This is a genomic window from Hamadaea sp. NPDC051192, assembly GCF_040682475.1.
In the GTDB taxonomy this organism is placed as follows: Bacteria; Actinomycetota; Actinomycetes; order Mycobacteriales; family Micromonosporaceae; genus Hamadaea; species Hamadaea flava.
Genome location: NZ_JBFBAZ010000013.1, coordinates 23,506 through 47,141, shown reverse-complemented (window position 1 = coordinate 47,141; position 23,636 = coordinate 23,506). Strand labels below are relative to the sequence as shown.

Below are 23,636 nucleotides of genomic sequence, written 5' to 3'. Positions count from 1 at the left end.
GAGCGAGTCGCGAGGGGCCTGACGTGACGACCGATCAAGTCCTGCTCGGCGTGGGCCTGATCCTCGTCCTCGCGGTCGGGTCGCAGATCCTCGCGTCCCGGGTACACATTCCGGCGCTCATCGTCCTGCTGCCGAGCGGCTTCGTGGCCGGCGCCCTGACCGACGTCGTCAACCCGCAGAAGCTGCTCGGCAGCGCGTATCAGCCGCTGGTGTCGCTCGCGGTGGCGGTGATCCTCTACGACGCCGGCCGCGCCCTGTCCCTGAGCCGGTTACAGGGCCACAAACGGCGGGTGGTCCGGCGGCTGCTGATCATCGGCGTACCGCTCACCGGGGTGTGCGGCGCGCTGCTGACCGCGTGGCTGCTGGGCATGTCCAAGCAGGCCGCGCTGATGATCGGCGCGATCCTCGTGGTGAGCGGGCCGACCGTCGTCGGCCCGCTGCTGAACCACGTACGCCCGGCCGACCGGCTCCAGCACATCCTGGCCTGGGAGGGCTCCCTGGTCGATCCGATCGGCGGCATCCTCGGCGCGCTGGTGTTCCACGGCGTCGTCGCGGGCCGTGAGGACCGGGTGATCGCCGGCTTGGCGCATTTCGGCGGCAGTCTCCTGCTCGGGCTGCTCGGCGCGGCCGTCGGCACCGGCCTGCTGTGGCTGGCACTGAACCGCCTGCGGCTCGGCGAAACCCTGGGCACCTTGGCGCAACTGGCCGTCGTCGTCGGCGTCGCCGCCGTCTGCGACGCCGTCCGCGACGACAGCGGGCTGTTCGCCGCCGTCGTCATGGGCCTGGCCCTGGCCAACATGAAGGCGTTCGACCTCTCCGGCCGCCAGCCGTTCTTCGAGACCCTCGTCCAGCTCATCATCGGTGTGCTGTTCGTCGGGATCTCCGCGACCGTCACCCCGGCGTCGTTACGCGGACTGGTGCTGCCGGTGCTCGCCGTCACGGCTGGGCTGGTGCTGGTGGTCCGGCCGCTGGTGGCGTACCTGTCGACGCTGCGCACGGACGTGCCCACCCGGCAACGGGCCTTCATCGGCTGGATGGCGCCGCGGGGCATCGTCGCGGCCGCCACCGCCGCCACCTTCGGGCCGTCGCTGGTCAGTCAGGGATTCGCGGGCGCCCAGAAGATCCTTCCCGCCACGTTCCTCGTCATCGTCATGACCGTCACGCTCTATGGGCTCACCGCGGCGCCCGCCGCCCGCCTGCTGCGGGTCGTCCGGACCGCCCGAGCCCATCCCCTGCTCGTCGGCGGCCAGGCCTGGGTCCTCGACCTGGCCCACACGCTGCGCCAGCTCGGGCTGGAGGTCCTGCTTTGGGCCGGGCCGTCACGCCGAACGGCAGGCCATCCGCGACGCCGGCCTCGAACTGGCCCCTGGCGAGCTGCTCTCCGACGTCAACGACCCGGCCGCCCAGATCGAGGGCGTCACGACCGTCCTGCTCCTGACCGACGAGGACGACTTCAACAACCTCGCGGCCACCCTGCTCCAAGGCTCCGTCGAGGGCCCGGTCCACCGCCTCGCTCCCGCTCAAGACAGCGAAGCAGTGTCCGCCGGCGGCGGGCCTCCGCTGTTCGGCCCCGGTCTCACTCGCGACAGCATCATCCGGCGGTACGCAAAAGGCCAGCGCATCACCGTCGACGCCACGGCCGGCGAACCGTTGTTTCGCGTACGCCACGACGGCCGCCTCGATCCGGTCACGCACGACGGCGTACCGGAGGAGGAACCGGGCGACACCGTGATCATGCTCGCCGACCCCGCCTGACATGATCGCGGCGTGACCACGGTTGACTGGCATGCCCTGCCGAAGGCCGAACGCGACCTGCTGAGCTGCGCGAAGGCGGCGATCGCCCGGCTGGACCTCGACCGGCTGCTCGCCGACCCCGACACCTGGGACGACCCGGACGACGTCCATCGGCACGGCGAACTCACCCTCACCTTGACCGAAGCCGGCCTCTCCGCCACCGCAGACGCCGTACGCCCGCCGCGCCCATCGGCGTACCCGCGTTAACCACGTCCGGCCGGGCGGTGACCGGCCGATGACGGATCGAGGCCGAGGTCGCGGGCCCTTTGATCGCTCGTTAGGGTGCGATAGCGCTCTCAGCGCGAAGATCGACAAGGAAAGGCGCGCAATGCAGACTCCCCCCACTGGCACGTCCCGGCGCCAGGTTCTCGCCGCCGCCGCGGCGGTCGCCGCGGCCCCCCTCGTCGGCGCGGCTCCCGCGTACGCCGACTCGTCGAAGACCAAGAGCTGGGACCTCACCCTGCTCGGCACGTCGGACATCCACGGCAACGTCTACAACTGGGACTACTACAAGGACAAGGAATACGACGACAGCGCGCACAACGACGTCGGCGTAGCGAAGCTGGCCACGCTGGTCAACCAGATCCGGGCCGAGCGGCGGGGCAAGGCCACGCTGGTGCTCGACGCCGGCGACACGATCCAGGGCACCCCGCTCGCGACGTTCTACGCCAAGCAGGAGCCGATCACCGCCACGGGTGAGACGCACCCGATGGCGCGGTCGATGAACATCATCGACTACGACGCCGTCACGCTGGGCAACCACGAGTTCAACTACGGCCTGCCGCTGCTGGACCTGTGGATCAGCCAGCTCGGGTTCCCCGCGCTCGCGGCCAACGCCGTCGACGCCGCCACCGGCCAGCCGGCGTTCCTGCCGTACGTGATCAAGAAGGTCGATCTCGGCAAGGGCGCCCCGACGCTGCGGGTCGGCATCCTCGGCCTGACCAACCCGGGTGTGGCCATCTGGGACCGGGGCAACGTCGAGGGCAAGCTCGTCTTCAAGGACATGGTCGCGACCGCCCTGAAGTGGGTCCCGATCATGCGGGCGCGCGGCGCCGACATCGTCCTGGTCTCCGCGCACGGCGGCGACAGCGGCACCTCCAGCTACGGCCCGGAGCTGCCGAACGAGAACCCGGCCGCGCTGATCGCCCAGCAGGTGCCCGGCATCGACGCGATCCTGTTCGGCCACGCGCACAACGAGATCGTGCAGCGCTTCGTCACCAACGACATCAGCGGCGAGCAGGTCCTGCTGTCCGAGCCGTCGAAGTGGGGCCAGCGGCTCACCCGGATGGACTTCACGCTCAGCCGCGACCATGGGGAGTGGCGCATCACGAGCAAGCAGTCCACCATGCTCAACACCAACACCGTCGTCGAGGATCCCGCGGTGCTCGCCGCCGTACGCGCCCAGCACAACAAGACCGTCGCGTACGTGAACCAGGTCGTGGCCCGGTCGGTGGTCGAGTTGTCGGCGGCCGAGTCCCGGTACAAGGACACCGCGATCCTGGACTACATCAACAAGGTCCAGACCGACACGGTCGCGACGGCCCTGGCCAGCACCCAGTACGCCACCCTGCCGGTGCTGTCGATCGCTGCCCCGTTCAGCCGGACCGCGGTCTTCCCGGCCGGCGACGTCAAGATCAAGGACGTCGCCGGGCTCTACATCTACGACAACACCCTGGAAGCCGTGCTGATCAGCGGCGCCGAGGTGCGGGCGTACCTGGAGTACTCGGCGAAGTACTTCCGCACGCTCGCGGTCGGCGCGGCGGTCGACCCGGAGACGATCAACGAGTCGACCGTGCCGGACTACAACTACGACACCCTGTCCGGCGTCGACTACGACATCGACATCAGCAAGCCGGTCGGGCAGCGCATCACCAAGCTGACCCACGGGGGCACCGACACCCCGGTGGCCGACGGCGACCAGTTCGTCATCGCGGTGAACAACTACCGGCGCAGCGGCGGCGGCAACTTCCCCGGCGTCGTGAAGACCCAGGTCTACAACGAGCAGCAGGAGATCCGCCAGCTGCTCATCGACTGGGCGCAGGCCAAGGGCGCCATCGACCCGGCCGACTTCTTCACGCCGAACTGGCGGCTGGTGCGCGAAGGCGTACCGGTCTTCTGATCGAACCTGTGTGGGGCCGGGCGTTCAACGAGCGCCCGGCCCTCCGCCCCAGCAGGAGCTACGTGTATACCGCCACGATGTAGGCGGCGGCTCGCTGCCCGCCTCGATGGATCGCGACGCTCGTCCGTACGTGCTCTGTCGGGCTCGCACCGTAGATGTCATCGCCGGAGCCGATGATCCAGCCATATTCCTCCGGTATGGACACGGTCGGCATCCCAGCCGCCGTCGGCTGTAGCTGGTTGTCCTGGAGGAATTCGTCCAGGCAGGTCGAGGATGTGTCGAAGCGGAGATAGAGGGAACCTGCCGAGCCCATGTCCTCGATGTTGCCCCAGCGCAGGTCCTGAACGTCGCACGGGAGCTTGACGGCGTACCGGGGCAACAGGTCGTCCTCCAGATCTCCGCCGCCGTAAGTGATGTGCAGCCCCTGGTCTTTGCGCGGATACTCGCGAGGGTCCTTCGACCGGGCTGAGATCGAGATCTGACCCCAGGCGCCCCAGCAGCACAAAGCAGCGAAGACCACCAGCGCCAGGACGCCCGGAAGAACCGGGGACGAACGCTTCGCTTCGACGGATGTGTCGGGCTCGCTCACCGGTGGAGTCTACGAGGATCGCACGGCCGGACTCTCTTCAGCCGCGATACCCGTCCAGCGCGTTGTTCGCCAGATCGACACCGACGAACCGCTGCCCGCCGAAGTAGCGCAGCGCGTTGATCACCTCGTCGTCCGGCGCCTCGACGTAGATCAGCGAGATCGGCAGGTACACCGGGACGCCCGGGCGCATCGGGGGCAACAGTTGGGCGACCCGCGCCGAGCCGCTGCGGAACACGATGTTCTGCTTCCAGCGCAGTACGCCGACAGCGTCGATCTCGTTCCAGGCGAAGCTGTTCGCTCGTCCCTGGACGTTCGCGATCGCGATGCCTTGGACGCCGATCGTCATCGTGCCCATCGCCTGCTTGCCGATCACGCCGGTCCGGCCGGGTCGCAGAAAGCGGCGCAGCAGCACCATCACAGCGGCGGCCCCGGCGAGTCCGATAGGGACGATGCTGTGGATCGCCACGGACACGACGCCACCGATGACCAGGACCACTCCGAGGATGATCCAGACGACCGTGCCGAGCGTGCCGAACTTCTTGCTCAGCTTCGCCGTGCCGAGGGTGTACTGGACGTACTGCGGCGGCGGTTGCTGACCGGGAGTCGGATAGGCGGCCGGCGGATTCTGCGGATGGATGGGCGTCGTCACGGTCACGGGAGTCTGCCACTTTGCTCCCGGGAAGTCCATCCGTATCCGTTACGCGAGCTCGGCCGGCCGCCGCTCGTCAGGCATGTCGAGGAAGTCGTTCAGCGTGATCGCGGCGTTGATCAGTGCGAGATGCGTGAACGCCTGCGGGAAGTTGCCGAGATGCTCGCCGTGCAGGCCCAGCTCCTCGGCGTACAGCCCGACGTGGTTGCCGTAGGTCAGCATCTTCTCGAACACGAACCGCGCATCGGCCAGCCGGCCGGCGCGGGCGAGCGTCTCGACGTACCAGAAGGTGCACATCGAGAACGTTCCCTCGTGGCCGAGCAGGCCGTCGGGGGAAGCGAGCGGGTCGTAGCGGTAGACGAGGCTGTCGGAGACCAGCGCGTCGCCGATCGCGTCCAGCGTGGACAGCCACTTGGGCTCGGTGTCGGAGATGAAGCCGACCAGCGGCATAACCAGGAGCGCGGCGTCCAGCACGTCGCTGCCGTACGCCTGCACGAACGACTGCCGCTGCGGATTCCAGCCCTGGGACATGACCTGTTTGTGGATCTCGTCGCGGGCCGCTGTCCAGCCCGTCGTCTCGGCCGGCCAGCCCAGCTCTCGTGCCAGGCGGATCGTCCGGTCGAGGGCGACCCAGGACATCACTCTGGCGTACACGAAGTGTTTGCGCCCGCCGCGGGTTTCCCAGATGCCCTCGTCGGGCTGGTCCCAATGGGCCGCGACCCAGTCGGCGAGTCGGCACAACCGCTCCCAGCCGCTGGTGCCCAGCCGGCCTGCCCCGCCCTTGTACGCCGTCCAGATCGCGTCGAGCATCTCGCCGTAGATGTCGAGCTGAAGCTGATGCGCCGCGCCGTTGCCGATCCGGACCGGCCGTGAACTTCGATACCCGTCGAGGTGGCTGAGCGTGTGCTCGTCGAGGTCGGACGAGCCGTCGACCCGGTACATGATCTGCAGCGGGCCGCCGTTGGCACCGCCGACGCCGCCGGGGCGGGCCGACAGCCACCGGAACAGCCGGCGGGCCTCATCGACGTATCCGAGACGCAGCAGCGCGTGCACGGACAGGCTCGCGTCGCGGATCCACGCGTACCGGTAGTCCCAGTTGCGCTCACCGCCTATCTGCTCGGGCAGCCCGGCCGTGGGTGCGGCGACGAGCGCCCCGGTGGGGCTGTACGTGAGCAGCTTGAGCGTGATCGCCGAGCGCATGATCGTCTCCCGCCACCGCCCTCGATAGGTGCTGGCGCTCACCCAGCGGTGCCACCAGTCGAGCGTCGAGCGATACCGGCCGTCGACCTCGGCGGCGGTCACCCGGCGCGGAACCTGCTCGTCGACGCCACCGCTCACGGCGAACCACGCCTGCTCACCGGCGACCATGTCCAGAACCGTGGTGATGTCCTCGCCGTCGGGCATCAGCTTCCGGTCGCTGTCGATGCGTACCGCCCGGCCGCTGGCCCGGAAGACCGCCGACTCGCCGTCGTGCGCCAGCGAATGGTCGGCCCGGCCGTAGTCGAACCGCGGCGCACACCGCACGTCCAGGCGCACCTCGCCGCGTACCACCCGGACCATCCGGACCAGCAGATCCATCGTGTCGGTCGCGCGACCGGTGACGGGCATGAAATCGACGACCTCGGCGACCCCCTGCTCGCCGAGGAAGCGGGTCACCAGCACCGCCGAGTCGGGCAGATACAGCTGACGCGCCGTCCATTCCTCCCCGATCGGCGCGATCCGGAACAGTCCCCCGCGATCGGGATCGAGCAGGCTCGCGAACACGCTGGGCGCGTCGAAACGCCCGGGGCAATACCAGCTGATGGCTCCGGAGGTGTCCGCGAGCGCCGCCGTACGCAGGTTGCCGATCAGGCCATGCTCGGCGATCGGGACATAATCCCCGGTGCCGATCGCCCGCTCCGCCTCCATCATCTGCAGCGTCTTCATACTGATCCGCACCCCACCAGCTGTCTGAGTTCGGCGATGTCCGGCAGCTCGATCTTGCGCGGAACCGCGCGGCCGACCAGGGCGGCTACGCCACGACCACGTCGTCCCGCCACCCACGGCAATGGTTCATTCTCCCATGTCCCCGGCCTGGACTGCGTGGATTCGCCCAGGCCACGGGGCTGAAGATCCATAGGCATTGTGGGATCGTCGTGCCCATGGCGAACGCGTTCGAGATCCACCTCACCGTCGGTTACGACCTCGGGCGAGCCGCCGCGGTGGCTCAGCGCCACGGCGCGAAATTCGCGCACATCATGCTCGATCGCGGCGGCCAGCAGTCGCAGCCGATGATCACCATTTCCAGCACGGGTACGCTCAAAGCCCAGCACAAGCTGGTCACCCGGTGGCACCGCATCCTCTCCAAGGCCGAGCTGTACGTTTTCCGTACGAAGGTCGAGGGTGCGCCCTGGAATGACGGCGTGCCGGACACCGACGACGAGGCGCGGCGAGAGCCGGCCGGACGCTACTTCGAACACCACGTCAAACTGCTGCTGCCGGACGCGTCCGCCACCCGGCTGATCGAACTGACCCAGCTCGTGGAGCCGTTCGGGGCACGCCTGTCCCGCAACGCCCGACGGCACCGCGACGACGGCCGGCACGAGCGCTTCGTCACCCAGCGCTGCTTCGGCGTCGGGCGCAGCGGAGCACGGGAGCAGCTCGATGCCCTGCTAGCCGCTCTGCGTACGCGGTCGGAGGAGATCGTCGAAGTCGAGGCGGAGTACGTCTTCGAAGACTCCCGCCTCGCCTACGACGACGGCTGGCTGACCGAGGCCCCGCACTTCTACAACCGTGCGTACGAGGATGCGCATCGGCACGCGCCGGAGGGAGAGGTCGCCTATCCGCCGACCTACCTGCCGGTTCCAGCAGACGGCTTGACGGTCCACCAGCGCGCGGCGTTCGACCCCGCGCTGAAGCACTACGCGAACGCGTACCGGGCCGGCGAGCCGAGGTTCGAGGACCGCACGGTCGACGCCCGCTGGCGCGCGGCCCGGCGGGAGTCAGCCGCGCACGTCCTGACCCTGATCGCCGCTTCCCGCTGGGCCGACCATCTGGTGCTGCGGGGCAGCACGACGCTGCGGGCGTGGCTGGGCGACGCGGCCCGCGAGCCGGGCGACCTCGACTTCGTCGTCGTCCCCGCCGACTTCCGCGCGAACGACCCGTCCGCCGACCAGATGCTGGCCGACATCGTCGAGGCAGTACGCGCCGACCCCGGCCCTGGTCTGCACGCCGAGCAGGTCGCGGCCGTCGACATCTGGACCTACGACCGGGTGCCCGGCCGGCGGTTGACCTTCCCCTTCCTCGCTACCGACCTGCCCCGCGGGACAGTCCAGGTCGACTTCGTCTTCGGCGAGCCGATGCCGGTCGCTGCGCAACGCGTACACGTTCATGGGGTGGATGTAGCTTGCGCACCGCCGGAGCTGGCGTTGGCCTGGAAGCTCTTGTGGCTGGAGTCGGACATGTATCCGCAGGGCAAGGACCTGCTGGATGCCGCGCTCTTGGCGGAACACACGACGGTGTCGCTGGATCTGGTGCGGGATGTGCTGCGCACGGCGCCGTCCGGCGCGGGCGTCGAGCCGGACGGGTTCACCGCGGCGTCGGTGTTGCGATGGGACGTGGACTGGGAGAACTTCGCCGACGAGTACCCCGGCGTGGGCGGTGACGCCCGCGAGTGGCAGGAGCGGCTGGCTCGCGCGCTGGACCGGTCGTTCGCGGGCTGAGCGGTCGACATTCGACGGACCCCACGGCGGAAGATCTTGCTTGTACGATGCCTCGGTGGATCCCTATGACGCCGGATACTCACTCGGCAGAATCGCCGGCCTCGTCTGCTGCCTCGTGGTCGTTCTCGCCATTGTCGGCGGAGTCATCTGGGCCATCGTCCACTTCACGCGCAAGCAGGGCAAATCCGCCGGCCAGGCACCGTATCCGCCGGTAGCGCAGCCGCCCTACCCGCCCGCGCCACCGGCGTCTGGAACGATGCCGCCGACGCCTCCTTCACAGGAGTGAGACCAAGCTCCATTTCAGTGCGCGGACGACGGGCAAGGGCGGACCATAGCGACAGGCCGCATGACGGCCGGTCGGCATCCGTCGCTGGTTGATGGAAGAGTTGATCAGGCGCGTCTTGCGGGATCGCGGCTCCGACTCAAGGGGCAGCCGGTCGGCCGTAGCCCGGCCGGTGCGACTGGTCGATGCCGTGTCCGGCCCACGAGTACAGGTGCAGCGTCAGACCATCCGGATCGTCGAAGACCAGCAGCCATCCGATCGACGCCTCGATCACCGGTGAGCGGCGTACGCCCAACTCGTCGAGCCGGGCGGCCCAGGCTTCGATGTCGTCCTTGCCGTCGACGGCGAAGCTGACCGGATCGAAGCCCTGACATCCTTCGGCAGCCGTCGGGTTCACCCGGAAGGCGATCATCGTGTCGCCCAACCCGGGCGCGGTGCCGGCGACTCCGCGGGCGACGCCGTCGGCATCGGGGAATTCGATCGTCGTCTGGAACCCGAAGACCTGGCCATACCAGGCAACCGAGCGAGCCAGGTCGGTGACCGGGATCTTGATGTGGTGAATGCCGGACAGGACGGGCGTGGTCATCGCGTACCCCCGAGCCAATTGGGCGCAGTACAACTGCGGTTAATATCTGTAGAATGCGCCTCATGGCCGAACCCGTCAAGAGGCCCTATCGGTCCCCAGCACGCGCCGCCGCTGCCGCTGTCACCCGTGAGCGCATCCGCGAAGCCGCCGGACGGCTGTTCACGACCCAAGGTTTCACCGCCACGACGATGAAACAGGTCGCCGCGGACGCGGGCGTCGGCGAGCGCACCCTCTACGACGCCTTCCCCACGAAGGCGAAGCTGTTCGGGCACACCCTCGCGGTGGCGACAGTCGGCGACGAGCAGCCGATCCGGGTCGCCGAACGACCCGAGATCATCGCCGCCCACGAAGCAGACGATCCCCGGCAGGCGATCGAGCTGTTCGTCGCGTACGGCAGCGACCTGCTGGACCGCGCCGGAGACCTCATCATGATCAGCGTCGAGGCGGCCGGCGCCGACCCGGACATGCGCGCCGCCGCCGACGCCGGCTCCCGCGCCCACCACGAGGTCATGCTCGCCTTCGCCCAGGCGCTGGACGCTCATCGTGCACTTCGGCCGGGTCTGGACCCGATGAGCGCGGCCGACATCTTGTACGCGCTCAGCTCGCCGCACATGCACCAGCTACTCCGACGCCACCGCGGCTGGAGTGCCCGGCGATACCGCGCCTGGCTCACCGAAGCGCTCGAACGCGAACTACTGCCCCCGCCGGAGGTATTCGGCAGGTCCACAGGAACGCCGACCTCGCTTTCCCCGACGCCACAAGAATGGACAAGCCCGGATATCGACGGCGTCCAGTAAGGTCGGTCGGGTGAGTCTCGACCAGAAAACGATCGCCGATATCACCCTGCTGCTGGCCCAGCGCAAGAAGCTCCAGGCCGTCAAGGTCTACCTCGACCACAACCCGGGGGTCAGTCTCGAGGCCGCCAAGCAGGCCGTCGAGGCGATCGAGGCGCAGCCCTGGTCGCCCCAGGCCTCGGCGCTCAAGGCCAATGGGCAGGCCATGCAGGCTGCCCAGCTGGTCCACAAGCACACCAGTCTGTCCATGCGGGAAGCGAAGCGCTTCGTCGACGGACTGTGACCCGCCTTCCGCCGAGGCGGAAGGCGGTGTCGGCGGCAGCCGTCAGAGGTGTTTCTCCGGGCTGCCCGTGATGTACCGCGGGCCCTGGTAGCCCATGCCGTCGCTGTTCTCGTCGTAGTTGAACCAGCCGTCGAGGGTCCAGGTCCCGGACGTCGGCCCGGCGATGGTGATCAGGCAGCCGCGGGTTCCCGAGGCGTTCTCGTCGATGTTGTTCTCGAAGTTGCAGCTGCCCTCCTTCTTCGTGATGTCGTTGAGCTGCAACTGTGGATGCACATAGAAGCCGTCGAATTTCGCGGTGTCTATGACGTCGCTGTCGTCGTCGCCGCCCGTGTACGGCCACCACTTGACGACGAGCATTCCGCCGACGGAGTCCTCGTCGCTGTTGTAGTACGAGCAGCTGTAGGTCGCGAGGCTCACGTTCTTGCGGCCGGTGAGGTGGACGACTTCCACGTAGTCGTAGTTGCAACCCGTGGTGTCGGGGCTGGCGATCTCGGTCCCGGCGACACCGTCGAAGATCTTGGGATACCGCCGGGCGTCGAATGCCGAGAATTCGCTCTTGTCGACCACCCGCGTCAGGACCTGGATGCCGTAGTCCTGCGCCTCGAAGATCTTCATCCGGGTGTGCGCGTCGTTCTCCCAGCGATGGAAGATCACGACATGACCGGCGCCGACGTTGAGCAGGATGTCGCCGGCCTTGAGATCGGCCCAGGCGATGTCGTTGGTGTAGCTCTCGAGGTTGCCCGTCCAGACCGACAAGTCTGGATCCATGTGCCAGGCCATCTGCACCGTCCCCGAGCAGTCCGGCCGGTACTTGTGGTTGGTGTCGTCGACATCGGTCACGGACTTGTTGACCTGGCTGTACCAGACATCCCGGTAGACCCAGTCCTCCAGCCGGGAGACCACCTCGGCCCGGCTGATCCGGTCACCGGACGGCGCGGCGAGCGCCGGCTTCCCGAACGCGGGCACGGTCAGCAAGACCGCGACCGCGAGCGCCGTCAACGCCAGCCACCACATCGCCCGTCGGCTGATCGACAATGCTGGTCCTCTCACAGGAACCTCCTCTGCGGATCGGGCTGCCTGCCCGAGATCCGAGAGCCTGCGGGGGTCAGCTGGCCACGGGGCTTGCCATCTGGTTGACAGCCCTGCTCACAGCGGCAGGAAACGCGTCAGCCGGCGGCGCGCCGAGCAGCTTTCGGTTCGCTGGTGGATGGCCCAGGCTTGGCTTGCGTACGCCTGAGCGGTGGTCTGCTCGCCGAGGTCGGCGCTGATCTCGGCCAGGGAGATCAACGCGTCGCCCTCCCACAGGGGGAATCCGGCGTCACGGGCGAGCCCGAGCGCTTGGCGTGCATGGGACTCGGCCATCTCGAGGTCGCCGAGCCGCCAGTACGCCGTCGCCAGTCCGAGGTGAGCCTGAATGTCCTGGTAGCGCACTTGACCGTTGTTGGTCTCAACAGCCCGGCGATGCCAGTCCAACGCCTCAGCCGGCCGATTCTGTTCGGTGTAGACAGTCCCCATCGTGTTCAGGACGTCGATCACAAATCGTGGGATCGGCGTCGGCTGCAGGAGCGCGTACGCGGTCTGCGCCAGGTCCAGCGCCGTGTCCAGATCGCCACGGTCCCGAGCGATCAGAGCGAACGTGTCGTGCACGACTGCCTCACCCTGGGCACTGTCCTCACGGCGGTACTCCACGAGCGCTTCGGTGGCGTACCGGTGGGCGGTGTCCAAGTCGCCGAGCAGGCGATGGAGGTTCGCCAGGTTGTTGAGCGGGACGCCGGCCCCGGTCGACCGCCAGGGCAGGCTCAATGCCCGCTCGATGTACTCGATCGCTTCCCGGAGCCGGCCGAGGTCCTTGCTGACCAGCGCAAGATTCCCCACCGCGCGGGACAGACCGCTCTGATCCCCGATCTCCTCGTACAGCTGAGCGGCCTGCTGGAAAAGGTCGGCTGCGGCGGATGCGTCTCGCTGTTCCAGCCGCAGGATAGCGGCGTTGTTGTAGATCGTGGCAAGGCCACCGGGCCAGCCGGCCTCCCGGGCCAACCGCGCTCCGGCGTCGAGCTGGGCCAACGCCTCGTCATAGGAGGCGCTCCAGCGGCCGGAGCTCCCGAGACTCAGGAGGGCCGCCGCCTGACCGATCGCATCCCCCTCCGCCCGGGCGGCGTCCAGCCCGGCACGTGCGACGGTCGTCCACGCGGTCACGTCCACCCGCAACTGGAGGTAAGGACGCATAGCGTCGGCGATCAGCCACGCATGCGACCGTGGGCCGTCTGCGGCGCAGTCCAGGACTGTCGCCATCAGGTTCGCCCGTTCGGTGTCGAACCACCTCAGCGCCTCGGCTTGGTCGGCGTATTGCTGATCGGACTTCATCGCCCAGGCTGCCTGCTCTGGCAACCGCTGGATGCCCGGGAACGCGACCGTGGCGGCGGCTGCGGATCGAGCGGCGTACCAGTCGGCGAGTCGATGCTGGGCGGAGCGCGACTCGTCCGGTGAGATCTCGGCCTCGGCCCGTTCGTGAGCTATCGCGCGCAGCAGGTCGTGCATCGTGTACCGCCGGGACGCATGCTCCTCAGCCAGGTGCGCCTCCGCCAGCCGGTCCAACCGCCGTGCCGCAAGCTCGGGCGAATCGCGGGTGAGTGCGGCGGCGGCAGGCACGCCGATGTCGATGCACCTGATCACGCCGAGGAGTTGGAAAAGGTGCCTGGTCTGCGGATCGAGCCGCCGATAGGACAGCTCGAACGCGGCGTGCACGGCTCTTTCTCCGTCGATCTCGAGGGCGCCGAGGGGATCTGTCCGGAGCGAGGCGGCCAGGTCGGCGACTGTCCAGAGGGGATGGCACACCAGCGTCGCGGCGGCCACCCGCATGGCCAGCGGCAGGTACGCGCACAGTTGTGCCACCGATTCGGCCGCCTCGGGTTCCGCAGCGATCCGCTGTGCACCGACGTGGCGGCTGAGCAGCGACAGCGCTTCTGCCTGGGGAAGCGGCGGCAACGCGATCCGATATACGCCGTGACTGGCCGACAACCCGGCGAGCCGGCCCCGGCTCGTGACCACGGTGAGGCAGCCCGCCGAGCCGGGTAACAGCGGCCGGACCTGCTCCGCAGACACCGCGTCGTCGAGGACGAGCAGCACGCGTTTACCCGCTAGCAGCGTCCGGAGCATCGCGCCGGCCGGCTCTGCGTCGCCCGGGATGTCCGTCGGGCGTACGCCTAACGCCGTCAACGCCATCGCCAGCGCATCAGTTGGTGGTCGAGGCGTGGTAGGCCCGTGCCCCTGCAGCGGGAGGAAGATCTGGCCGTCGGGGAAGCGTTCGACGTGGCGTTGTGCGAACTCGGTGGCCAAGGTGGTTTTTCCGATCCCGGCGCTGCCGAAGATCATCACGATGGGCTCGCCCTGACCGAGGGCCTTCCCGAGGTCTGCCAGTTCGCGGTCGCGGCCGACGAAGCCGGTGGTCGGGGCGGGAAGCTGCCGGGGGACCTCCGTCGGCTTCGGCCGCTCGACCGGTAGATGATCGCGCAGCACGGCCTGGTGGACAGCTTGCAGACCAGGACTGGGATCGAGCCCGAGATGTTCCTGCAGCCATCCCCGGGCGCGGCTGTATGCGCCCAGCGCCTCCGTTCTCCGGCCGGTCCGGTAGAGGGCCGTCATCTGAAGTTCCGTCAGCCGTTCGTTGCCGGGATCTGCCGCGATCAGCTGGGCGAGAGGCACGAGCGCGTCATCGGCTCGTCCTGCCTCCAGCAGTGCTGCGAGCCACTGCTCCTCGGCGGAGTCCCGCAGCGCTCGCAGATCGGCGCCGAGGCGCGAGCGCCAGAGTGCCGGCAGATCCTCGCCGAACGGTTCGCCTGTCCAGACGGCCAAGGCGGCCGCGAGACGCTCGGCACGCGTACCCGGGTCGGCTTCCTCCCGCGCCTGCGAGACCATGCTCCGGAACCGGTGAACGTCGACGGCGTCGGGGGCGACGGCCAGCGCATATCCACCTGACACGGCGGTCAGCGTGATGGCCGGGTCGGCCTGCCGAAGCGCAGCGCGTACCCGGGCGACGTGGCTGTGTATGGTGCGGCGGGCGTGCTCAGGCGGCTCGGCCCACAACACGTCGATCAGGCGATCCATGGTCACCGGCTGCCCGGCGGCCAGCAGCAGGAGGCCGAGCAGTCCGCGTTCCCGACGCCGATTGAACGTCAGCGGCTCATCGCCGCAGTACGCCGCCACACCACCGAGCAACCGGAATCGCATACGCCAAGGACCTCCCCAGGCGCGTCATTGTCCTGCACTGCCGCAAGCGTGCGGCTCGCGGAGAACTCAGGCCGAGGGAGGGTGCGGCAGATCGAGCCTGCCGCACCCTCCGTGCACGGGTCGACGATGGAGTCACATGTCGTCGACGGCGAGGGTCATGACGCCGGCAAAGGTGAGCTCTCCAAGTAGGTTGGGATGGAAGGACTGCTGGGACGTCAGATCATCGCTCTCGCCTCGGGTCTGGTCGACGATCACTCCGTTGATCGCCGGGGTCGAAGCGCAGATCCCGCGGCCGAGGAAGTAGTCGATCGGCTGTCCGACGCGGACCGGTACGCCTTCGGTCTGCATCTGTTGTCCCAGATTCGTGAATTCGGTCTGGATGAGTGCGGCCTGTTCGCCGAGCCAGCCCTCCTCGATGTCGCTGATGCCGTCGACACACCAGTGGTCGTCTTGGTCGCTGAACAACTTCGGATAGGCCATGAGCAGGATCTGGGCGTTGGGTGCCTTCTTGTGGATCTCGGTGAGCACGGTGTGGATGGATTCCTTCACCGGGCCCCGGATCCGTTCGGGTGACACGTAGTAGAGGATGTTGGAGTCGCCTTCGAGGGTGGCGGTGAAGCATGAGTCACCCAGCTCCGGCAGCGATCCGTAGATGCATTGCTTGACGATGTCGGAGAACCGGGCGTCGTTGCCGCCGATGGACAGCGTGACCAGGGTTGTGTTCTCGTCGAGGAAGCCGCGATCGAGTTGCGAGAGTTCGCTGTATTGGCCGTGACCGTATAAGCCGAACTCGTTGGTTGGACGTTGAGCCGCTGGGACGCTGTAGTACGGCAGCAGGTTCTCTGTCCTGGCTCCCGAGCAGGCCAGCAGGTGATAGTCCATGGTGCCGTCCCACTGGTCTGTTCGCAGCCCGACGGTGGCCGTCGAGTCTGGCATCTGCGCCAGCCGCGACCAGGAGTTCTTCGATCGATGGCAGGCGTTCTGGTACGCGTCGGTCCCGTTGTCGACCAGTTTGAAATCGGTTTCCGGGTAGTAGGGGTATGCGGGCACGTCGTCGTCGCCGGCGCCTTCTCCGGACGCGTAGGAGTCGCCGAGGGCCACGATCTGGTTGGTGGGTTTGACGCTCAGCGGCTGGATGGCGACCGCGTCCCAGGCGATGTCCTCGTCGCCGATGCCGTCCTGGGTGGTCGTGGAGAGGCGGACCTTGGGCAGACCGGTGAACTTGAAAGCGCCGAGCGGAACCCAGGTGTTCGATCGGATCCGCTGCAGGATGACGCGGTAGCGGTCGGAGGTGAATCCGCCACCGGTGTCGATCTCGTATTTGGCCTGCTGGGTGTGGGCGCCGTGGTCGGGTATGTGCACCATGACGCGGCCCCAGCCGTTGAGGACCTGGTTGAAGTTCCAGGTGCCCGTGATCTTCATGGAGCCGCCCATGTCGTCGGCACGGTGGGTGTGGGCGAACCAGAAGTGGGCGTTGAATCCGCCGCCGAGCTGGTGCAGGTCGACTTTGGCCCGGTAGTGCCCGGTGGTGTCCTGCGGGATGGACAAGGTGAACGTTCCGGCGTCGTTGAACAGGTTGCCGCAGGTACGCATCTTCGGCGTCGACGCCGGTTCGTCGTCGACGATCAGCGAACCGGCGGGCAGGTCCTCTCGGTGGCATTTCGGCGGGAACGAGGTGGCGTTGTCCTGGTATTCGTATCCAGGGTCGAAGCGCAGCAGCTCCCGGCCGGTGGTGGCGGGATCGCTCTTCCACTGGGTCGGCAGATGCCACCAGCACATCAGGTCGTAGTAGCCTCTCGCGTTCTTATGCGCGCACGGTCCCGCCGGTTCGCCGATCGTCCCGTCGTCCGGGTCGTCTGGCTCTCCCGGGTCGTTGGGCAGGAACAGCTGACCTGGATAGCAGTCGTTGACGGCGGCGCAGAACTGGTCGACGACCGGCTTGGCCGACAGCCGGTGGGCCACGTTGGTCCACCACGCGGGCCGGAACCCGGAGACGAACGTCATGCTGTCGCGTTCGGCCGACTCCGGTAGGTCCGGCGGATGCCCGGCGAAGCCGATCACCTTCTCCGGATATGGCCAGTCCTGCGGGTGGGCCGAGTCTTCGTAGGAGGTCTCCATGAACGGGTACCGATCAGCGGGATAGCGGGGGTTGACCGGGTTGTTGGCCCACCCGAGGCCCCACGGTGAGCCGTCGCCGAGGTTCGGATGGAATCCGCTGTTGTAGGCCCAGACCGCGAAGAACCAGTTCTCCAACCCGGCGGGGTCTCCGTTGCCGACGACCAGACCGGCGGCACGGGTCTGGTTCCATTTGGACTGCAGGATCTGCAGACCGGCGGCCACATTGGCCGCGAAATCGGCCGCGATCGCTTGTTGTTTGGTCCAGGCCAGAGCGGTTTCGCCGGGCTTCTCGTGCCCGGCCAGGCGCATGCCGTCGGTGACCTGCATGACGCCGTAGCCGCAGTCGGCCTCCTCCCAGCGGATGTCCCAGTCGTCGTATATGTCGTCGTCGTAGATGTCGAGTCCGTAGAAGTTGCCGATCAGCGGGTTCCCGGTCACCCCGGGGACGGCCAGGCGCGAGGCCTGCCACATGTTCGACTCCTGGGCGGCGATGCCCAGCATGATCTGCGCGTGGACGCGCCCGCCCCCGAGCAGGTCGATGCTCGGGAACATGCCTTGGGGTGTGTACGCGGGCATGCCGAGGTTCATCCAGTTGGTGGGGCGCTGGACGGTCAGTGAGCTGGTGACCGCCTGGTCGATCGCCCACTCCACCTGACGTGGCTTGGGCTGCAGCACCTGGAAGATCCGGTTGTTGCGGGGCACCGAGCACCACCGGTCCTGGTCGACCGGGTCCGAAGTCGTCGCGGCGACAGTTCGACGGCTGGTTCCGGGACCGGCGAGCTTCGGGCTGATCGTGGCCGGCTGCGTTGCCGGCCGGGCGGGTCCGACTCCGAACGTCACGGTCTGGCCGGTCACCAGGCTGGTGGCGCCGATACGCACTGTCCGGGGCATGTCGGGATCCGCTGGGGCCAGCCTCGGGTCGGCCTTGCCCGCCCAGATCGTCTGCGTGACCGCCAGCTGGCCCTGGGTGGAGACGCCGGCGCCGGCGGCGGTGTTGGCTCTGCGGATCGATGGCGGCAGCCCGTTGACCTGCCGCGGGCTGCCGGTGAGATACGTTTTGCCGCCCGCGCCGGCGAGCCCGACCTCGCCGAGCCGGCCCGTCGCCAGCGTCGCTGGTGCGCGGCCGCTTCCGGGCACCGCGCGCCGGACCCGCATGGATTCCTGCTGGCCGCGTTCGGCGTAGGCGATGCCACCGCCCGAATCGGCGGTCAGGTGGAACGGTACGCCGGATGCGGCGGCGATCGTGGACACCTTTCCGGCAGCGGTGATCGACACGAGCTGGCCGGCGGCCGCGGCGGCTATGCCGTTCGCCGCCGGAACGGCCGAGGTCAGCTCGCCAGGCACGTCGACGGGCGTCCGCATGGTCGCGGTGGCGGCGTCGACGACGGTCAGCCGCGTACGCGCCGGGGTTTCGCCGGTGTCGTCGGGGTCGCCGCTGAGTTGAGTCAGCACCGCCGTCTCACCGGCTCCGCAGCCAGGGTTGAAATAGGCCAGGGTGGACAGCCGGGCCAGCTTCGTCACTGCGCCGGTCATCAGATCCACCACGGCGGTGAACCCACCGCGGTCGAACAGGTCGGCCCGGTTGGTGAACGAACGCGGGGCGTATACGACCACGGCCCGGCGGCCGGAGGCGGTGACGCACGCGTTGCCGATCCACATGTCGGTGTCGAACCCCGATTCGGCGAGGGTGGCGGCGGTCCGCCAGGCATACCCATCGGAGGCACGGGCCACCAGCAGGTGGAAGCCGGTGGCGTCGCCGGACGTGGTCCAGGCCAGGTCGGTCGAGGACCGCCACCGGCCGCCGAGGATCCGGCCGCGGTCGGCCGGTGCCACGTCGGATCGGGGGGCTGAGTTGGTCGCGCCCGGCGATGCCGGGTCGGAGGTCGATGGTTGAGCCGCCGCCGGAGGTGCTGCCAGCAGTTGCGCCAGCAGCACCAAACCGACACCAGCCGCGAGTTTTCTACGCACGATGCGCGCTCCTGGGCCTGGTCGTGTCAGACAGCGTGATCAGCCGACCGCCCCGCCCCACTCGTGCGCTTCGATCTTGTTGTCCTGATAGTCCGGCAGGTTCCACACCGCCTCGCCCGGAGCGAACCAGCCCAGGTAGCCCTCGTATCCGGCCTCGTCGAACACGATGACGTGGTCACACTTGTAGCAGGGTGTGCCGTTGTTGAAGACCGACGTCGCCCGGTTCGACGCCGACAGGCCGCCGCTGTAGTTGTTGCCCCAGTTACTGTCGTCGCCGGCCCATTTCCACATCAACCCATCGAAGTCGGCCAACTGATAAGCACAGAAGTATCCGGCCGGGCAGCTACGCGGAACCACGATGACGTCGCCGGCTTGGGCTGGTGTGGCCACGGCGAAGCTGGCCAGGAACGCCGTGATGACACCGGCCACGATCGTCTTGCGCATGTGATCTCCTTTGTGCGTCACCGCCCTGATGGCGATGAAGTTCACGACCCGAGGGCGGCCACGATCTTGGTGGCTCTCGGGAGGGCTGCCAGCCGCAGTCGGCGGTAGGTGTCGACGTCGGACTGGAACTCGCGGCGCACCTCAGCCCGGCGTTCGTCCTGAACCGCGCGGGCGATCGCACCGAACCCGGTCTGCTGCGCGCAGGTCGCTTCGGCGACTGCAGCGGCGACCTCGCCGGGGCTGGGATCCAGCTGATCCTCGGCGGGTGGGTCGATTGCAGCGCGCAGCTCAGCTGGGCTTGTCACGTCATAGCCCACCTCACGGACGCAAGCCGACCAAGCTCGCTGCGCGGCGATGAACCGAGGATCGTCATGCACCTGAGGCAGGTATCGGGCGGGCAGGTTCTCGACGACCGCCCGGGCGGGGAACCACACCCGCACATCCCCGTACAACTCGTCCTGGGCTTTGGACCGGCAACTGCTCGGGTTCTGCGTCACGGTGACTCCGGTCGGCACCCGGACCGCCATGCCCAGCGGGGCAGCTCCGAACATCGACGTCGAATACGCCTGCCGTTGATCGTCGGGCAGCGACTGCAGATAGCGTTCGTTCGGGTTCGCCCGCCGCGCCGCGCTCACCTGGGCAGGGTCGGTGAGGCCAAGCCCGCGCGAGCGAGCCCACTGGACGTCATCCACGACGTACGGCAGGTTCCACCGCTGCGGCCCTGGGTCGAGCCGCTGCGGCTCGTACGAGAACCCGCGCCGGCGCATGCATTCGGCGAGCAGAACGTCTTCGGCGGCATACAGAGTGTCGCTTTCGCCGGACGTCAGATCGCGTAGCGGACCGCCGGCCTCAGCGGCCTCCGACTGCGCACGGACAAAGACGAGCACCGACCCGGCAAGCGCCACCACAAGCGCACCGACGACCCAGCGACGCAGAGGCATGCCGTTCACTCCTTCCCAGCTCGAAGCGAGGAAGCCAGCGTCGGCCAGACCGCCATACATCCAGTTGCACGCAGCCATACAAATTGCTGACATGGCCGTGCCGAGGTATTCTGTGAACGTATTTTCGATCTGTTCATATGGAGTCGCAATGCCCCCGGCGTTCACCGAAGCTGAGCGGACCCGCATCATCGAACGGCTCCTTGACACCGCGACACGCCTGTTCGCCGCACAGGGACTACGCAAGACGACATTGGCGGAGCTGACCGCACCGGCCGGCATCGCCAAGACTTCGCTGTACGCGTTCTTCTCCTCCAAGGAGGACCTCTACTTCGAAGCCGCGCTGCGGCAAACGGACCAGGTCCGGCAACGAGTCATCGACCACGGCCTACGACTGGGCGCCGATCCCGGCGACGCGTTGCGGCGCTTTCTGCACGCCACACTCGCCGAGCTCGACGCCAATCCGCTCTATCGCCGGCTGATGGAACATCCGGAGGAGATGACAGCGGTAGCGGAGAGACTCACCCCGCAGCGCATGTCGGCCGCAGGCGGCGGGCCCATGGCGGAGGTCCTCGCGTTCCTCTCCCAGCACACCGATACGGACCCGCAGGTCGCGCTCGGCGTCCTCAGGGCCGTGCTGCTGACCCCGCTCCACAGGGACCATCTCGGCGTCGACCTCTACCCCGCCATCGTCGATCGCCTGGTCGACGCGGTAGTCGAAGGGATCATCGCGAAATGAGCGACCCATTGCCGTTCTTCACCATCGGCGACGGGCCGCCGCTGGTCGTCCTGATGTTCACACCGGACGCCGCCAACCCCACCGGCCTCGCCCGCTGGTCCGCCACCCGCATGGTCCGCCCATTCGCCCGGCATTTCACAGTCCATGTGGTCAACCGGCCAGCCGGGTTGCCGGCGAATATCACCATGACCCGCCTAGCTCAGGTGTACGCCGACGGCCTGGCCACGATGTTCGACCACCCGGTGCCCGTCCTGGCAATCTCGACCGGAGCCTCGATCGCGCTGCAACTGGCCGCCGACCACGACAACCTCGTCGAACGCATGGTGCTGGGCGGCACGGCCCATACCCTGGGGCCGATCGGCAAACACGCGCAGCGGAACTACATCGAGCGAGCGACGGCGGGCAGACGGCCGAGCCCGGCGTTAGCCACGGTGGTCACCGCCTCCACAGTCGGCCAGCGGTTGATCTCCGGCCTGCTTTGGTTGTCCGACGGCCGCAAGGACCGCACCGACGCGGTAGCCGTCCTCAACGCCGAGGACGGCTTCGACCTGTGCGACAGGCTGTCCGACGTCACCGCACCCACATTGATCATCCAGGGCGAACGCGACCGCGTATATCCGATCGAGTTCGCCCGACGTACCGCCGAAGGCATCCCCGGAGCCCGGCTCGTGGTCTACTCGGGGATCAGTCACAGCGGCACATTCACCGACAAGAGGTTCGCCCGAGACGCGCTGGCCTTCCTCGTTGACGACGCCGTGATCTGAGGACGCTGCGAACCAGGCGCCCTCTGCCCTGTTGGCAAGCGTGAGATCAGCGATGCTGGGGTCTAGCCGGCGCCTCGGTCGTGGGGCTCAACAGGTGGCCACTCCACCAACGCAGCGACCGGCGGTCGCCGATCAGGCCAGCGGCGGGTCGATCGCCAGCCGCGCGTGTAGGTGCAGGTCGCGGAAGGCGTCGCGGTTCTGCGACTCGTACATCGCACCTCGCAGGGTGCCTTCGGTCGCGTACCCGCAGCGCTCCGCGACCCGGCAGGAAGCCACATTGCCGACCGCGTGGCCGAGTTCGAGGCGGTACAGCCCGATGTCCTCGAACGCCCACCGGGTCAGCAGCGTCAACGCCGTGCTGGCGATCCGCCGGCCGCGATGCTCGGCGGCCACCCAGTAGCTGACCCGGGCGACCCGCAGATCGGGCTGGACGGATCCGAGGCCGACGCCGCCCACGACGACGCCGCTGGCCTCGTCCGTCACGCAGTATGTCGCGGCCTCGCCCCGCTTCCACTTCTCGCGCCGTCCCCGCAGCACCTCAGCGACGGCTGCCTTGTCCGTGACCGGTGTCGGGTGTGTGTTCCAGCGCAGATACTCCGGGTCGGTGACACCCTGCAGCAGCGCATCGACATCGTCTGGTTTCCAGACCCGCAGCCGCAGACCGCCGCCACGCAGATCCGCGGGCGCTAGTCGGTTGATCACCGGCTCATTCAACACGAAACCCGCCGTACCGGCGAGCAGTTAGGATCTCTTGCTGTGACGGAGATGCGTGACAGCGCCCCGGATTCGGATCTCGTTGCGCTGCGGGAAGACGGCTATGTCGTCCTGCACAGCCTGCTGAGCGCGGCAGAGCTTGCCGCGGCCCGCAACCACGCGGACGATCTGCTGCGCGGCACCGGCTGGAGCGACAACGACTTCGACGGCCGGCGTACGCGGCGGGTCTATTCGCTGCTGAGCCGGGTCGGTTCTTTCGAATCGCTGCTCCTCCACCGGCGCGTGCACCACCTCGTCACCGCGTCGCTGGGCGACGTCTACCAGTTCGGCATGCTGTTCCTGTCAGCCGTCGATCCGGGCCAGGGCACCCAGCCGCTGCACTTCGACGCCGGGGTCTACCCGCTCCCCCGGGACGTCGAGGCGGAGACCAACGTCATCTGGGCGCTCGACGACTTCACGGCGGACAACGGCGCGACCTTGATCGCACCGGGAAGCCACCTGTGGGCCGACGGCCGCCGTCCGAAGTCGTCGGAACTCGTGCCGGCGGTCATGCCTGCCGGCAGTGCCCTGGTGTACAGCGGGCGCCTCTGGCACGCCGCCGGGCACAACACCTCCGAGACCACGCGCCGAGCCCTGATTTGCGAACACGTCCTGCCGTGGCTTCGCCCGGCCGACAACCACATCCTGGGCACGGGGCTCGACGGGCTACGCCGTTTGTCACCTGGGCTGCGGCGTCTGGCCGGAGTGGCGCTCGCCAGCGATTACCTTGGCTTCGTCGCCGGCCAAGACCCCGAGCGGTGGCTGCAAGCCACAACTGACTGACTTCGACGCCATCGCAAGGCTCCCAACGGCTTGCCGGCCTGCGCGTGCACGGAATGTCGGTCGACGGTGGCACAATCCGCCTCACGTTTCGACGAGGGGATGGC

Annotated in this window: 20 protein-coding genes; 10 read left to right on the top strand and 10 right to left on the bottom strand. The window is 68.2% G+C overall.

The genetic code is table 11. The features are described from left to right. Positions 1 to 23: 23 nt before the first annotated feature. The 3 genes from AB0M47_RS08300 (at position 24) to AB0M47_RS08290 (ending at position 3,913) form a co-directional block, all read left to right on the top strand. Positions 24 to 1,760: a cation:proton antiporter gene (locus AB0M47_RS08300; RefSeq protein WP_363410406.1), complete on the top strand. Its 1,737-nt coding sequence runs from the start codon at positions 24 to 26 to the stop codon at positions 1,758 to 1,760. 7 nt (positions 1,761 to 1,767) lie between these two features. Then, positions 1,768 to 2,001 (top strand): hypothetical protein, encoded by a 234-nt coding sequence (locus tag AB0M47_RS08295; protein WP_363410403.1) that lies wholly within the window; start codon positions 1,768 to 1,770, stop codon positions 1,999 to 2,001. Positions 2,002 to 2,122: 121 nt separating this feature from the next. After that, positions 2,123 to 3,913, top strand: coding sequence for a 5'-nucleotidase C-terminal domain-containing protein (locus tag AB0M47_RS08290; RefSeq protein WP_363410400.1), 1,791 nt, complete (start codon positions 2,123 to 2,125; stop codon positions 3,911 to 3,913). A 58-nt stretch (positions 3,914 to 3,971) separates the two neighbouring features. On the opposite strand, the gene AB0M47_RS08285 is transcribed toward AB0M47_RS08290, so the two are convergent. Genes AB0M47_RS08285 through AB0M47_RS08275 form a run of 3 tightly spaced genes read right to left on the bottom strand, consistent with a single transcriptional unit; the run spans position 3,972 to position 7,077 of the window. Beyond that, positions 3,972 to 4,502 carry a hypothetical protein gene (locus AB0M47_RS08285; RefSeq protein ID WP_363410397.1) on the bottom strand — a complete coding sequence of 177 codons (531 nt, stop codon included), beginning with the start codon at positions 4,500 to 4,502 and terminating at the stop codon, positions 3,972 to 3,974. A gap of 37 nt (positions 4,503 to 4,539) precedes the next feature. After that, entirely contained in the window at positions 4,540 to 5,151 is a 612-nt protein-coding gene (locus AB0M47_RS08280) for a hypothetical protein (protein ID WP_363410395.1), read from the bottom strand. Positions 5,152 to 5,199: 48 nt separating this feature from the next. Next, entirely contained in the window at positions 5,200 to 7,077 is a 1,878-nt protein-coding gene (locus AB0M47_RS08275) for a glycoside hydrolase family 15 protein (RefSeq protein WP_363410392.1), read from the bottom strand. A 215-nt stretch (positions 7,078 to 7,292) separates the two neighbouring features. Here AB0M47_RS08275 and AB0M47_RS08270 point away from each other — a divergent pair, with 215 nt between their 5' ends. Next, the gene (locus AB0M47_RS08270; RefSeq protein ID WP_363410390.1) at positions 7,293 to 8,852 is read left to right on the top strand and encodes a nucleotidyl transferase AbiEii/AbiGii toxin family protein; all 1,560 of its coding nucleotides are present in this window, start codon (positions 7,293 to 7,295) and stop codon (positions 8,850 to 8,852) included. A 55-nt stretch (positions 8,853 to 8,907) separates the two neighbouring features. Next, complete coding sequence (locus tag AB0M47_RS08265; protein ID WP_363410387.1) at positions 8,908 to 9,138, top strand: hypothetical protein; 231 nt, start codon at positions 8,908 to 8,910, stop codon at positions 9,136 to 9,138. A 136-nt stretch (positions 9,139 to 9,274) separates the two neighbouring features. Here AB0M47_RS08265 and AB0M47_RS08260 read toward each other — a convergent pair whose 3' ends face one another. Next, entirely contained in the window at positions 9,275 to 9,721 is a 447-nt protein-coding gene (locus AB0M47_RS08260) for a VOC family protein (RefSeq protein ID WP_363410384.1), read from the bottom strand. A 62-nt stretch (positions 9,722 to 9,783) separates the two neighbouring features. On the opposite strand from AB0M47_RS08260, the gene AB0M47_RS08255 reads away from it, so the two are divergent. Both AB0M47_RS08255 and AB0M47_RS08250 read left to right on the top strand, forming a co-directional pair. Continuing rightward, entirely contained in the window at positions 9,784 to 10,518 is a 735-nt protein-coding gene (locus AB0M47_RS08255) for a TetR/AcrR family transcriptional regulator (RefSeq protein ID WP_363410381.1), read from the top strand. Between the two features lie 10 nt (positions 10,519 to 10,528). Further along, entirely contained in the window at positions 10,529 to 10,798 is a 270-nt protein-coding gene (locus AB0M47_RS08250; protein WP_363410378.1) for a hypothetical protein, read from the top strand. 42 nt (positions 10,799 to 10,840) lie between these two features. On the opposite strand, the gene AB0M47_RS08245 is transcribed toward AB0M47_RS08250, so the two are convergent. The 5 genes from AB0M47_RS08245 to AB0M47_RS08225 form a co-directional block, all read right to left on the bottom strand. Then, positions 10,841 to 11,848, bottom strand: a complete 1,008-nt coding sequence (locus tag AB0M47_RS08245; RefSeq protein WP_363410375.1) for a hypothetical protein — start codon at positions 11,846 to 11,848, stop codon at positions 10,841 to 10,843. A gap of 96 nt (positions 11,849 to 11,944) precedes the next feature. Next, a complete protein-coding gene (locus tag AB0M47_RS08240) occupies positions 11,945 to 15,025 on the bottom strand; it encodes a BTAD domain-containing putative transcriptional regulator (protein ID WP_363410372.1) in 3,081 nt (1,026 codons plus the stop codon). A 132-nt stretch (positions 15,026 to 15,157) separates the two neighbouring features. Beyond that, entirely contained in the window at positions 15,158 to 19,111 is a 3,954-nt protein-coding gene (locus tag AB0M47_RS08235; RefSeq protein ID WP_363410369.1) for an SGNH/GDSL hydrolase family protein, read from the bottom strand. A 39-nt stretch (positions 19,112 to 19,150) separates the two neighbouring features. Then, positions 19,151 to 19,555, bottom strand: coding sequence for a peptidase inhibitor family I36 protein (locus AB0M47_RS08230; RefSeq protein ID WP_363410366.1), 405 nt, complete (start codon positions 19,553 to 19,555; stop codon positions 19,151 to 19,153). Between the two features lie 41 nt (positions 19,556 to 19,596). After that, entirely contained in the window at positions 19,597 to 20,685 is a 1,089-nt protein-coding gene (locus AB0M47_RS08225; protein WP_363410363.1) for a hypothetical protein, read from the bottom strand. Here AB0M47_RS08225 and AB0M47_RS08220 point away from each other — a divergent pair. Both AB0M47_RS08220 and AB0M47_RS08215 read left to right on the top strand, forming a co-directional pair. Next, positions 20,645 to 21,232, top strand: coding sequence for a TetR/AcrR family transcriptional regulator (locus AB0M47_RS08220; protein WP_363410360.1), 588 nt, complete (start codon positions 20,645 to 20,647; stop codon positions 21,230 to 21,232). The two genes, AB0M47_RS08225 and AB0M47_RS08220, sit on opposite strands and share 41 nt — an antisense overlap. Continuing rightward, the gene (locus tag AB0M47_RS08215) at positions 21,229 to 21,996 is read left to right on the top strand and encodes an alpha/beta hydrolase (protein WP_363410357.1); all 768 of its coding nucleotides are present in this window, start codon (positions 21,229 to 21,231) and stop codon (positions 21,994 to 21,996) included. The genes AB0M47_RS08220 and AB0M47_RS08215 overlap by 4 nt, the downstream gene beginning before the upstream one ends. Positions 21,997 to 22,128: 132 nt before the next feature. On the opposite strand, the gene AB0M47_RS08210 is transcribed toward AB0M47_RS08215, so the two are convergent. Further along, positions 22,129 to 22,698, bottom strand: coding sequence for a GNAT family protein (locus AB0M47_RS08210; RefSeq protein WP_363410354.1), 570 nt, complete (start codon positions 22,696 to 22,698; stop codon positions 22,129 to 22,131). Between the two features lie 63 nt (positions 22,699 to 22,761). Here AB0M47_RS08210 and AB0M47_RS08205 point away from each other — a divergent pair, with 63 nt between their 5' ends. Beyond that, entirely contained in the window at positions 22,762 to 23,532 is a 771-nt protein-coding gene (locus tag AB0M47_RS08205) for a phytanoyl-CoA dioxygenase family protein (RefSeq protein ID WP_363410580.1), read from the top strand. The last annotated feature ends 104 nt before the right edge of the window (positions 23,533 to 23,636 follow it).